10 protein-coding genes are annotated in these 12,749 nt (G+C 64.9%); 3 read left to right on the forward strand and 7 right to left on the reverse strand.

The genetic code is table 11. The features are described from left to right. Positions 1-5 precede the first annotated feature (5 nt). Positions 6-866, forward strand: coding sequence for a bifunctional transcriptional activator/DNA repair enzyme AdaA (locus tag BN1188_RS19750; protein ID WP_232430948.1), 861 nt, complete (start codon positions 6-8; stop codon positions 864-866). 51 nt (positions 867-917) lie between these two features. Beyond that, on the forward strand, positions 918-2,267 hold the full coding sequence (locus tag BN1188_RS19755; RefSeq protein ID WP_040263342.1) for a cation:proton antiporter: 1,350 nt from the start codon (positions 918-920) through the stop codon (positions 2,265-2,267). Positions 2,268-2,279: 12 nt separating this feature from the next. Here BN1188_RS19755 and BN1188_RS19760 read toward each other — a convergent pair whose 3' ends face one another. From BN1188_RS19760 to BN1188_RS19790, 7 genes are all read right to left on the reverse strand, one after another. Then, positions 2,280-2,930, reverse strand: coding sequence for an HAD family hydrolase (locus BN1188_RS19760; protein ID WP_040263344.1), 651 nt, complete (start codon positions 2,928-2,930; stop codon positions 2,280-2,282). Positions 2,931-3,008: 78 nt separating this feature from the next. Further along, the gene (locus BN1188_RS19765) at positions 3,009-6,086 is read right to left on the reverse strand and encodes an error-prone DNA polymerase (protein WP_040263346.1); all 3,078 of its coding nucleotides are present in this window, start codon (positions 6,084-6,086) and stop codon (positions 3,009-3,011) included. Further along, positions 6,083-7,498, reverse strand: coding sequence for a Y-family DNA polymerase (locus BN1188_RS19770; RefSeq protein ID WP_040263348.1), 1,416 nt, complete (start codon positions 7,496-7,498; stop codon positions 6,083-6,085). Before BN1188_RS19770 ends, BN1188_RS19765 begins: the two co-directional genes overlap by 4 nt. Before the next feature lie 7 nt (positions 7,499-7,505). Then, the gene (gene imuA / locus BN1188_RS19775) at positions 7,506-8,135 is read right to left on the reverse strand and encodes a translesion DNA synthesis-associated protein ImuA (protein ID WP_040263349.1); all 630 of its coding nucleotides are present in this window, start codon (positions 8,133-8,135) and stop codon (positions 7,506-7,508) included. Then, a complete protein-coding gene (gene lexA, locus BN1188_RS19780; RefSeq protein WP_040263351.1) occupies positions 8,132-8,752 on the reverse strand; it encodes a transcriptional repressor LexA in 621 nt (206 codons plus the stop codon). Before lexA ends, imuA begins: the two co-directional genes overlap by 4 nt. Before the next feature lie 15 nt (positions 8,753-8,767). Continuing rightward, the gene (locus BN1188_RS19785; RefSeq protein WP_040263354.1) at positions 8,768-10,207 is read right to left on the reverse strand and encodes a hypothetical protein; all 1,440 of its coding nucleotides are present in this window, start codon (positions 10,205-10,207) and stop codon (positions 8,768-8,770) included. Positions 10,208-10,392: 185 nt separating this feature from the next. After that, on the reverse strand, positions 10,393-11,412 hold the full coding sequence (locus BN1188_RS19790) for a zinc-dependent alcohol dehydrogenase family protein (protein ID WP_040263356.1): 1,020 nt from the start codon (positions 11,410-11,412) through the stop codon (positions 10,393-10,395). A 202-nt stretch (positions 11,413-11,614) separates the two neighbouring features. Between BN1188_RS19790 and BN1188_RS19795 the strand changes: the two genes are divergently transcribed. Beyond that, positions 11,615-12,529: a LysR family transcriptional regulator gene (locus BN1188_RS19795; protein WP_040263358.1), complete on the forward strand. Its 915-nt coding sequence runs from the start codon at positions 11,615-11,617 to the stop codon at positions 12,527-12,529. Positions 12,530-12,749: the final 220 nt, after the last annotated feature.

Genomic DNA, 12,749 nt, shown 5'->3' on the forward strand with positions numbered 1-12,749 from the left:
TAGACATGACCCTCCCCGTAGCTTGCCCGACAGCACGGCCCACTCACCTGGAAGTGGTGACCGAGGCCTGTCGCTATATCGAAACCCAACCACGGACGCCCAGCCTGCGATCACTGGCGGACCGGGCCAGGCTCAGCCCCTGGCATTTCCAGCGGGTATTCAAGGCTATAACCGGGCTGAGCCCCAAGGCCTATGCGCTCGCCGCCCGGGCCAAGCGAGCGGAGGCCGGGCTTGCAGGCCAAGGCACCATCACCGATGCCTTGTACGAGGCCGGGTTCGGTTCCAACGGGCGCTTCTACGAGACGGCTCCGGCGCGCCTTGGGATGACGCCCACCACCCGGCGCCTCGGTGGCGCGGGCGCTGAAATTCATTTTGCGGTCGGTCAATGCAACCTCGGCGCGATCCTGGTAGCGAGGGGGCCAAAAGGCATCTGCGCCATTCTATTGGGCGATGATCCGGAACAACTGCTCATGCAGTTCCAGGACCGCTTCCCCCAAGCCCACCTCATAGGCGCGGATACGGAGTTCGAGGCCCTGGTAGCCAGGGTCGTGGGCTTTGTCCAGGCGCCAGGCCTGGGCCTGGACCTGCCTTTGGACCTGCAGGGCACGGTTTTCCAGGAGCGTGTATGGCGAGCGTTGCGTGATATAGCCCCCGGGCAGACCGTGAGCTATGCCGAACTGGCGCGGCGTATTGGCGAACCTACCGCGGTCCGGGCCGTGGCCCGGGCCTGCGCGGCGAACAACCTGGCGGTCGCGATTCCGTGTCACCGGGTGGTACGTAGCGATGGCGGGCTGTCTGGCTACCGCTGGGGCGTAGAGCGCAAGAAAACCTTGCTGGCCCTGGAACTTGACATCCGTCCTAACTAAACGGGGCGAGCGTAGTCACAAAAAACTCATGCCGTTTCCAAAAGAGCAACCATGAGTTTTATCACTGCTGTCGCAATACTGGGTGCGATCCTGCTGTTGCTGGCGCTGGCTTCAGCCTACCTGCGCTGGCTGCCTGTTACCACCTCCGCCGTCTGCCTGCTGCTTGGCTTGGGAATCGGTCCGGCTGGCCTGGCCTTCGTCGATCTGGACATTCGCCAATCCAGCCATTGGCTGGAGCGGTTGACTGAGGTCGCCGTGTTGTTCTCGCTCTTCGGCACGGGCATCAAGCTGCGACTTTCCTTTGGCCGTAGTGCCTGGCGGTGCGCGTACCTCCTGGCCGGGCCGGTGATGGTGGTGTCGATTCTGGGAATGGCTGCCCTGGCCCACTATGCTCTCGGACTTGACTGGGGCCTGGCTATGTTGCTGGGCGCCATGCTGGCGCCCACGGATCCAGTTCTGGCCAACATGGTGCAAGTCAACAGCGCCCAGGACTTCGACCGGGTCCGCTTCGGCTTGTCCGGCGAGGCCGGGCTCAACGATGGCACTGCATTTCCCTTCGTGCTGTTCGGACTACTGTTGATCGAGCACGGTAGCCTGGACAGCGCCTGGGTTACTCACTGGGCGATCAAGGATGTGCTCTGGGCAGTGAGTGCGGGACTGCTGATTGGCTACGGTCTGGGACGGCTGGTAGGCCAGGTGATGATCTTTCTGCGCGTCCGTCACCAGGACAGCACGCTTTCGCCCAATGACTTCCTGGCTTTAGCCCTGATTGCCCTCGCCTATGCCTTGGCCGATGCGGTGGGCGCCTTCGGTTTCCTGGCGGTGTTCGCCGCGGGCCTGGGGTTGCGCCAGGCCGAAGTGCGCTCAACCGGATCAGAAGTGCCCTCAGAGCACCTGACCCAACCGGTGATCGGCCACCACCATCTGCCACCGGAGCGCGCGATCGCCGCCCCATTGGATGAGCTGGAACCGCCTCAATTGGCAGCAGGGGTGATGATGGGAGACATGATGGCCTTTGGCAGCCTGGTTGAACGGGCCATGGAGGTATTGCTCATCACCCTGCTCGGGGCGCTGCTTTGGGGGAACTGGGACTGGCGCGGCGTCAGTCTCGGGCTGGCGCTATTCTGTATCATCCGCCCCCTGGCGGTATGGGCTTTTGGCGGTGGCCGGGCGCTGCTCAGTCGACATCAGCGCGTATTGCTGGGCTGGTTCGGCATCCGCGGGATTGGCTCACTGTATTACCTGTGCTTCGTTCTGGAACACGGCCTGCCCGAAGAAATGGCCCAGACCTGCATCAGCATCACCCTGACGGTAGTCGCCTTGAGCATCCTGCTGCACGGCGTCAGCACTCAGCCATTGCTGGAGCACTATGAGCGACGCAGCAGCAGGTCGGCCGACTGACTGTGGCGCCTTTCACCCTTGGTCCCTGGTAGTCAGTAGCGCCTCCAAATCATCGTAGCCCGGGGCAAGGCGAAAACGCGGCAGATCCAGATAGGGGCTGAAATCCTCATCACCATAGCCTGCGACCCAGGCGCCAGCCGCCAGGCCTGCCTCGACTCCCGCATGGCTGTCGTCGACCAGCAGGCAGTCTTCCACCGGCAGGCCCAGGGTCTGCGCCGCAGCCAGGATCAACCCAGGGTCCGGCTTCCAGGCACCTACTTCATAAGCGCTGACGATACGCTCCTGGAAATACCCGATCAGGCCTGCTGCGCTCAGGCAGGTTTCTATCTTGTTGCGCGGCCCGTTGGATGCCACGCAGCGCGGCAACGGGGATCGGGCCAGGAAGGCCTCGACGCCCGGCATGGGTTGCATGCCTTGAGCGAACAGTTCCAGGCTCTTGACCCTGAACTCATGCATGAAGGGTTCAGGATCCAGCCAGGGGTATTGAGCCGCCAGGTGAGCGGTGAACACTGCGAACTGCACGCCGCGGAAGCGGGCCAGCACCTCGCTGTGAGGCAGATCGATATCACGCTCACGGAGCAGCCTTTGAAGCACAGTGGCCGCGAGCCGCTCGCTATCGACCAGGGTGCCGTCCGAATCGAAAATGATGCCTTGGATATTCAAGTGAGGGGCCTCTCCAATGGGCTGGCTTGCTCTGACAGCGAGTTTGCCTTGAGGTGCCCAGGGTCGTACAGCCTATGCCTAGTGGAAATCGCGGCTGCGCACGTCCAGCCCACTGAGCAAGGAGGTCATGTCGATCAGCTGGCGTGCCACCAGATGGCATACCTCCCCTTGCCGCTCCAGACGCCCTTGTACCTGCAGCAGGCGCGCCCCGACCAGGGCCTTGCGCTGGCGTTCGGCGAGGTCACGCCAGACAATCACATTGACCATGCCGAACTCGTCTTCGAGGGTCACGAAGGTGACCCCGCTGGCCGTCGAGGGGCGCTGCCGGCTGGTCACCAGCCCCGTCACACTGATGGCGCGGCCATGGGCGATGGCGGCAAGCTCTCGCGAACTGCGGCAACGCCACTTAGCCAGGGCGCGACGCAGTAATGCCAAAGGATGGCTGCCCAGGGTGGTACCCAAGGTGGCGTAATCGGCGAGCAGGTCTTCACCCACCGTGGGAACAGGTAGATCGACCTCGGCTTCGGCTGGTGCTTCGAGGCCCTCGAACAACGGTAGCTGGCGCTCCACGCTGGCCACCTCCCAACGGGCGCGGTGACGATGCCCGGCCAGGGCTTGCAAGGCGCCGGCGTCGGCCAGGCATTCACGCGCGCGAGCATCGAGGCGCGCGCGCTGGACCAGATCCAGCACGCTGAGAAAAGGCCCCGCCTGCCTTGCCACGCCAATGCGAAGCGCCATGTCCTGATGCAGCCCGCGTACCATGCGCAGGCCCATGCGGATGGCAGGCTGAGCCTTGCCACTGGGCTCCAGAGAGCAATCCCAATCGCTATGTCGCACGTCCACAGGCCGTACCTCGATACCATGACGGCGGGCATCCTGTAGCACCTGGTCCGGGCTGTAAAAGCCCATGGGCCAGCTGTTGACCAGAGCGCAGGCGAAAGCCGCGGGTTCATGACACTTCAGCCAACTGCTGGCATAAGTCAGCAAGGCGAAGCTCGCCGCGTGGGATTCGGGGAAGCCGTAACTGCCGAAGCCCTTGATCTGCTCGAAGATGCGCTGGGCGAAAGCCTCGCTGTAGCCGTTCCTGAGCATGCCCTCGCGCAACCGACGCTGGTGCGGGTCCAGCCCGCCGTGCCGTTTCCAGGCCGCCATGGAGCGGCGCAGCTGGTCGGCTTCGCCGGGGGTATAGTCGGCCGCCACCATGGCCAGCTGCATGACCTGCTCCTGGAACAAGGGCACGCCCAGGGTGCGCTTGAACACCGCCTCGAGTTCCGGCGAAGGGTAGCTGACTTCCTCTTCGTTGTTGCGCCGCCTCAGGTACGGGTGGACCATGTCACCCTGGATCGGCCCAGGGCGAACGATGGCTACCTCGATCACCAGGTCATAGAAGTTGCGCGGCCTGAGGCGGGGCAGCATGGCCATCTGTGCTCGAGATTCGATCTGGAACACGCCCACGGTGTCGGCCCTGCCGATCATATCGTAGGTGGCCGCGCAGTCGGCCGGCACGCTGGCCAGGTCCAGGCGCCGCCCGCGGTAGCCCTCGACCAGATCGAAGCACCTGCGCAGCGCGCTGAGCATGCCAAGGGCCAGGAGATCCACCTTGAGCAGGCCGACCATGTCCAGGTCGTCCTTGTCCCACTGGATCACGGTACGCTCGTCCATGGCGGCATTTTCCACCGGCACCAGTGTCTGCAAAGGGTGTTCGGAAATGACGAAGCCGCCAGGGTGTTGCGACAGGTGCCGGGGGAACCCGATGAGCTCACCGGTCAAGGTCAATACACGATGCAGCAGAGGGCTTTGCGGGTCGAAGCCGGCCTCCCGCAGCCGCTGCGCATCGGGTAACTGGTCACTATGGCGTCCGACACATTCGGCCAGGGCGCCGACCTGGTCGGACGCCAGGCCCAGGGCCTTGGCCACGTCGCGAATGGCGCCGGCGGCCCGGTAGGTGCTCGCGATGGCCGTCAGGGCCGCACGATGACGACCGTAACGCTCGAACACATACTGGATGACTTCTTCCCGCCGCTCATGCTCGAAATCCACATCGATGTCGGGAGGCTCGTTGCGCTCCCTGGAGATGAAGCGCTCGAACAACATGCTGGTGCGAGCCGGGTCGATGGCGGTGATACCCAGGGCGAAGCACACGGCGGAATTGGCCGCCGACCCGCGACCCTGGCAGAGAATGTGCCGACGCCGGGCGAAATCGACGATGTCGTGTACCGTGAGGAAGTAGGATTCGTAGCCCAGCTCGACGATAATGGCCAGCTCGCGCTCGATCATGGCCTCGACCTGAGCGGGCACCCCGCTCGGCCAACGTTGTGCGGCGCCCCTGCGGGTCAGCTCGCGTAGCCAGGCGCCAGCTGTATGCCCCTGGGGCACCAGTTCGCGAGGGTAGTGATAGCGCACCTGACCAAGGTCGAACTCGCAGCGCCGGGCTATCTGCAGGGTCTCGGCCAGCAGGGCCGGTGGATAGAGTTCGGCCAGTTGAGAAAGGCTACGTAGGTGCCGCTCGCCATTGGGGAACAGCCACCTGCCCGCTTCAGCCACGCGGCAATGATTGCGAATCGCGGTGAGAGTGTCCTGGAGGGCCCGGCGACCCCGGGCATGCATATGCACATCGCCCGTGGCTACACAGGACACGCCCAAGCGTTGCGCCACTGCTTGCAGCTGGGCCAGGCGATGGGCATCGTTCTCCCCTCGGTGCAACTCCACTGCCACCCAGAAGCGGCCAGCGAACCGCGAAGCCAACCACTGCCCTTGCGCCAGCGAGGCCTGAGGGTCAGGCAGCCAAAGCGCCAGCAGGCCGCTCAAGGTCGCGGCCTGGAAATCCTCCGCCAGCGACTGGTAACAGCCCTTGGGCGCGCGTCGCCGCGCCAGGGTGATCAATTGGCACATGGCCTGATAGCCCGCCAGGCTCTCGGCCAGGAGCACGACCCGCGGGCCCGACTGGATCTGGATCTCGGTGCCGACCAGCAAGGGCAAGCCGTGATCCTTCGACGCCTGCCAGGCCCTGACGATGCCTGCCAGGGTGCACTCGTCCGTGATGGCCAGGGCGCTGTAGCCGTGCCGGCTGGCGCGGGCGAACAGCTCCGCGGCCGAGGACGCGCCACGCTGGAAGCTGAAGCTGGAGAGGCAATGCAGTTCGGCGTAGGCGTTCATCCGAACCACCCTTGCAGCCAGAGCGCGTCATCGCCAACGCTACGGTAGACCCAGGCCTGGCGCCCAGAAGGGGAGCGAAGACGGAAGTAATCCCGCCGCACATCTGCACCATCCCACCATCCACTTTCTATGCGTTCCGGACCGGCCAGGCATTTCCAGCTGCCGGGCTCCAGTGCCTCAGGCTGGGCCAGCAGCCAGCCGGGACGTAGCGGCACGCGCTCGGTCATCGAGCCCGGGCCAGGCTGTTCGTGCAGCCCCCAGGCGCACTCCGGGCGGTGGTCGGCCTGGGCACGCAGGCACATGACCGCTTCATCACCCAGACGAGCCCGCAGGCGTTCACGCAACTGTTCCCAGCCCTGCCCGGCCGCGGTTCGGGCCTCGAACAGGCCTTGGACCGTGGGCATATAGGCGGGCAAGTCCTCGGCCAGCAAGCGCAGATTGCGTACCGGGCGTGTCACCTGTACCGGCTCCAGGCGCCCCCGAGCCAGCTCGAACAGCAGGCTCGGCTCCCGCTCCGGCGTCAGCAGGCCAACCGGCACCTGGGTATCCTCCCCTTCGGCATGCTCCATATGGATCGCGAAGCGCTGAACGCCCCCGTCCCGGCCGACCAGGTAAAGGCTGAGGTCGCTGATCAGGCGGCGCAGCGGAAAGAGCAAGGCCTGGGTCGATTCAACGTCGAAGTTGAGTTCGATGCGGCTGTCGAAGCGCTCCGGCGGAGTGAAAAACATAAGGGGTAGCCGAGCCCTACCCAGCAGGCAATCGAGCTGACGCAGCAGATCCGGGGCGAAACGCCTGCCGAGGGCAGCCCGCTCCAGCCGCAACAGTTGCCCGACCTGTCGCAGCCCCATGCGATGCAGCGAAACCACCTGTTCGCGAGTGAGCCCGATGCGGTCCACAGGCATCCGCGCCAGCACTTCCTGGAGCTCGTTCGCGCAGGTGACGGCAAGGGCATCGTGAGCGTTGGCCAGCATTCGTGCCGCTACCGCGTTGGGCGCCACGACGATGCGATGGGTGAACCCCATGGCCTGGAGTTCGTTGCGCAGGCGTGCCTCGAACGCAGGCCAGGGGCCGAACAGGCTCATCACCGAAGCCACTTCGAGCAGGAGGGCCCTGGGGTAGTGACGACTCACCTGGGCACTGAACCCATATGCCCAGGCTGCCAGCAGTTGCTCGGCCTGCTCCACCTGGGCCGGGTCGTATTCCCTCGCTATGAACCCTTGGGTCAGGGCGTGAGCGGTGCCGAGGCCTTGGCCGGGACGCAATCCCAGGACGCGGGCCGGACCGTTGACGGCACGCAATTGTCGCCGCTGAGCCGGGCCGCTGACCAATACAAGCGGTTGGGCGGGATCGGGTTGCTGGCGCATTGCCACGTCCAGCGCCAATTGGGGGAAAAGGATGCAGGCCCAGAGCATGGCGACCTCAAGGATTGGCCGACCAGGTCACCGGGCGGGCTGGAGGGAAGCCGCCACGGCATTTGAGGATGTTCAAGCCTGCCGGTTGAACCGACAGCGCGATGCGCAGGGCCGCGGGTGACGGATTACCCGCCGCCTGGCTGCCGCGCAAGGCGAAACCAAGCACCTGACCGGTTTCGGCAGCTACCTGCAACCGACGCAGGGCGCGGTCGTCCACAGTGCCGGGCCAGCAGACCACGGCCCCGCAGCTGCCCGAACGCAGACATTGTTCAGCCGCCCAGAGCGCGTCCTTGCCCTCGGCGCGGACCCAGGTCAGCCACTGCAAGTCTACCCCGGCGGCCTGCCACGCCGGTGGATAGGGAATGAAGGGCGGGCCAACCAGCACCACATGCTGCTGCCCCTGGGTCAGCCGGGCCAGGGTTGGCCAGAGCAAATGCAGTTCACCACTTCCGTCGGCGGGCAGCAGGATTTCACTCAGGGCCGCGGGAGGCCAGCCACCGAGGGGCAGGGCCTGGTCCAGGCCTCGATGGCCAGTGGGTTGGGTAACCTGCGCGGGCAGGTCATCGGCGATAGCTCGCCCCTTCCACACACGGCGCGTGTCAAGCAGCCCTTCGAGGCTGACCACCGCCGCGCTCATCGCCGCACCAGCCCGCAGAAGATACCCTCGATGGCCAGGTCCCGGTCCTTGCCCACCTCTATGGGCGCATAGGCAGGGTTGCGTGGTAGCAGCCGTACCCCACCGGCGCCCTGCTCGAAACGCTTGATGGTGACCTCGCCATCCAGTCGCGCGACCACGATCTGCCCATTGCGTGCCTCCGGCAAGCGCTGCACGCCCACGAGGTCACCATCAAGAATGCCATCCTCGAGCATCGAATCCCCCTGCACCTCGAGCAAGTAGTCCGGCACCCGCGAGAACAGCCTCACGTCCAGCACAAGATGGTCATGAACCCCAGCGTCGGGGTGAATCGGGGCACCTGCAGCCACACGCCCCATCAGGGGCACCTGTACCAACCCGGCCTTGCCGGCCTGGTCAAGCAAGCGGATACCGCGGGCCTGATGGGGCTGCACTTCGATGTATCCGGCCTCGGCCAGCGCTTGGATATGCTTGCGTGCCACGCTACGAGACGCAAAGCCAAAGGCCTCGCTGATCTGCGCCAGGCTCGGCGGCTGGCCGTGCAGGGAGATCCGCTCGCGGATGAACGAGAGGATGGCGCGGCGTTTAGGGGTAAGGGGTAAAGTATCCATGGAGTACATTTGTACTCCAGCTGATTATCTTTGGCCAGCCCTTTCGCTCGATCGATACGGTTGCGAGGGCCGCGCCTGACCCAGGATGATGGCTGCTGGCGCGGTAGCGCGTCGCCCCTGACATAGACAGGGAAGCCGGGGAAGCATTGAGGGCTGCCCCGCCGAACGGCGGACGTAGAGCTGTCGCAACAGCGGTATGGGCAGCCCGCTGACCTGCTGTAGCCAATGTATCTGTTCCACGTTGCCGGGCTGCCCTTCCAGGGCGCGGCGCAATTGCGGCGCCCGATGCATCTCGGTGGGATGACAGTGCGCGAGGAAGCTCTGCAAGCGCGCGCCACGGTCACGGAAAGGGTCGTGCAACAGGCAACTGAGCTGCGTCTCGGTCAATCCCAACCTCTCGACCGCATGCTGGCTCAGGCGCTGCGCCTGCAGGGTGCGGCCAGCCTCGCCAAGGTAATGCGCCCTGAGAAATCCAAGTGTACGTACGGGCACTCCCTCCTGGCGCAGGCGCTCCAGGCGCGGACGAAGGTGCGCGGCCAATCCGCTCTGATAGTCCTGGCCACGATGATGGGCTGCCAGGCCTGCCAGATGCGCTTCGAGCAAAGGGTCTGCGCAGCCGGGCAAGCCAGCGGCCGCGCCAAGCGGATCCACATGCATGCCCAACCCCTGCATGGCCAACTGCCACCGTCGCTTGGTGCTGGTTGGCAAGATCGGATGAAGATCCATGAAGGGCAACAAGGGTTGAACCCGCGCCACGCTCGGCACTTCGCCATTGCCCGCCAGGTACGGCAGCCAGCCGAGGCCCGGTGGCGCCGCGACTGCGGCCCGCCCTCGCCCCGCCCTGAGCTGCCGGCGTGCCCGTGCCAGCGCTCGCCAGGCCAAAGGTGGCGCCAGCGCGCCGACCAGCTGGTCATGTCCGGGACGCTCGAGTGCGCGCAACGCCAGCTGGGCCAGGGCCCGCAGGCAGCCCGGCGCCAGCCCCTTGCCGTGTTCCGCCCGCGCCTCCCAGAGGCCCGCCAGTAACCCTTCGGTGGTATCCGGCGTCGTTGCTGGGGCGGGCCTGATCGTGTCGTACGGCTGCAGCTCTGCAGGCGTGCCCAGTAACAGTTCGACCCGAGGGTCTTCGGTCATAAACAGGGCGCCAAGGGCGCGCCTGACGTTTTCGTGGTCCGCCTGGGCGATGCCGGATGCGCCTGGAATGATCACGCGCAAGGAAAAGGTCTCGCCCAGGCTGCCGGCCACCAGCAATTGGCTAGCCCTGAGCAAGGCCATGGCCAGCAAGCTGTCGCGATCGGCGCCACACACTAGCACCGGCCGCCATTGGGACGAGGCCTGGTGCTGACGGCCCAGGCGCTCGGCCAGGTTCATCAGGGCGTGTCGCTCAGCATGGGTATGAAGGCTCAGCAGACGCTGCAATACCTGTCGGTAGATGCTGTTCAGGGCTTGCTCGTGCATTTCGCTCATGATTTCTTCCTCGCAACCTGGCGCAGACCAGGGACGGCGCGAAGAATACTCATGGCAAGATGGCAGGGCACCCTTGGCAGCAGGCGAAACGCTGACAGAGGATTCTGATTGAGAAGTAGGAAAATACCCTGAACCGGCGCAAGCCCCGGAAGACCGAGGCTTGCACCCAAGCATGACCCCGCGCCCTAGGCGTTGAGCTCCAGAACGGCCCGGCCGCTGCAGGGACAGTCATCCATGTAGCGATGCGCTTCCACGAATTGCTCGAAAGGGAAGACCTTGATGGCCTGGGGCGATAGCACCCGATCGGCGGTCAGCTGATTGATGTTGGTCAGGGCCACGCGCACCGCCTGTTCGTCCTGATGAATGCCCAGTTCCGGCTTGCCAGTGAAGTTGCCCAGGCAATGCACATGGAACTGGATGTTCTTCTGGAAGGCCGCGCAGGCCGGGAATGGCGTCTGGTTGCCGCCTTGCAGCCCATAGAGCACCAGCGCACCCCGGGGAGCGAGCACATCGCCGAGCACCGACATCTGAGGACCGCCAAGCCCATCGAAGACCATGTTCACGCCCTTGCCATCGGTGTATTTGTTCACCTGCAGCACCAGGTCCTGCTCTTCGGTCACTATGACCTTGTCCGCGCCCAGGTCCGTGACGGCCGCGCGTTGCGCCTCGTCACGGGTGGCAGCGAAGACCTTCACGCCCAACGCCTTGCCCATCTGCACGAAGGCGGGGCCGGCGCAATGGCTGGCGTCGGTGATCAACGCGCTCTGGCCAGGCTGCACGCGGGCCAGGTTCACGTAGGCGAACCAGGCCATCAGCAACGGCGTGTAGTGCACTGCCGCCTGGGCTGGAGTGAGGATATCCGGATAACGGGTCAGGGCCGCCGCCGGCATGATGACGTCCTCGGCGCACGCCGGGTAGTCATTGGCGCTGGCCGCAGGAAAGCTGGCGACGCGGTCGCCCACCTTGAACGCCTCGACCCCGGTGCCCACCGCGGTGACGATACCGGCCATTTCCTGGCCGATGCCCGCCGGCAAGCGTGCCTGGGAGGGGGCCAGGTTCTGCCGCCAGAGCACATCGAACCAGGAAATGCCGATGGCCGCGACGCGCACCTGCACCTCACCGGGCCCTGGCTGCCGCGCCTCGTGCGTTTCGCACTTGAGCACCTCGGCCGGGCCGAACCTGTGAAAACGGATTGTGCGGGACATCGCTAACCTCGTCTGATCACTTCTATTACCCCGTAGGTTATCCGGGCATTGACCGCATCACCACCGAGGGAGATTGATAGTCAACATGCCTGTTATTGATCGCCAATTCAATGCGGCTGGCCAGGATTTAATAATTGCCGTGCAGGCTGGGGCTCGATACCCGTAATATGCCTGCGCCCGACCTCCTGCCCGAGCGATCGAGATGAATCGTAACGACCTTCGCCGCGTCGATCTGAATCTACTGATTGTCTTTGAGACCCTGATGCATGAGCGCAGTGTCACCCGCGCCGCGGAAAAACTTTTCCTCGGACAACCGGCCATCAGCGCCGCGCTGTCGCGCCTGCGCAATCTGTTCGACGACCCCTTGTTCGTACGTACCGGTCGCAGCATGGAGCCCACGGCCAGGGCCACGGAAATCTTCGCCCTCCTGTCCCCTGCCCTGGATTCGATTTCCACGGCGGTAAGCCGCGCCGCCGAATTCGACCCTGCCACCAGTACCGCGGTGTTCCGGATCGGCCTCTCGGATGACGTCGAGTTCGCCTTGCTGCCGTCATTGCTCAAGCGCCTGCGCGCCGAAGCTCCCGGTATCGTACTGGTGGTACGCCGGGTCAACTACATCCTGATCCCCGCCCTCCTGGCCTCGGGCGAGATTTCGGTTGGGGTGAGCTATACCAGCGAGTTGCCGGCCAATGCCAAGCGCAAGGTACTGCGCCGCAGCCGCCCCAGGTTGCTGCGCGCCGACAGCATGCCGGGCAACATGAGCCTCGACGACTTCTGCGCCCGGCCCCATGCCCTGGTTTCCTATGCCGGCGACCTGAGCGGCTTTATCGATACCACCCTGGAAAAACTCGGGCGCAAACGCCACGTGGTGCTGGCCGTGCCCCAGTTCAATGGCCTGGGCACCTTGCTGGCCGGCACCGACATTGTCGCCACCGTACCGGACTACACCGCTGACGCCCTGACCGCGGCCGGCGGCCTTCGCGCCGAGGAACTTCCCCTGGACATCGAAACCTTCGAGCTGCACATGGCCTGGCGCGGCGCGCAGGACAACGACCCCAGCGAGCGCTGGCTGCGTTCGCGGCTGCAGATGTTCTTTGGCGATCCGGATAGTCTTTAGGCGTCGTCGGGCAGATTGTTCAACTGGTCACTTCCGTCTTGTCATAGACCGTGGAGCTCCATTCACACCCAATGGCCATACCTTCCCTACGCCACAGCCGAAGGCCAGGTGTCACCCAATACCCGGGCATCCACACTCCTGATGCTGGAGGCGGAACAATCCTCTGTGCATTTAAGCCTAGAACCGAAATTGACCGGGTAAGGATTATTCCTTACTATCC

It is taken from the genome of Pseudomonas massiliensis (assembly GCF_000826105.1).
In the GTDB taxonomy this organism is placed as follows: Bacteria; Pseudomonadota; Gammaproteobacteria; order Pseudomonadales; family Pseudomonadaceae; genus Aquipseudomonas; species Aquipseudomonas massiliensis.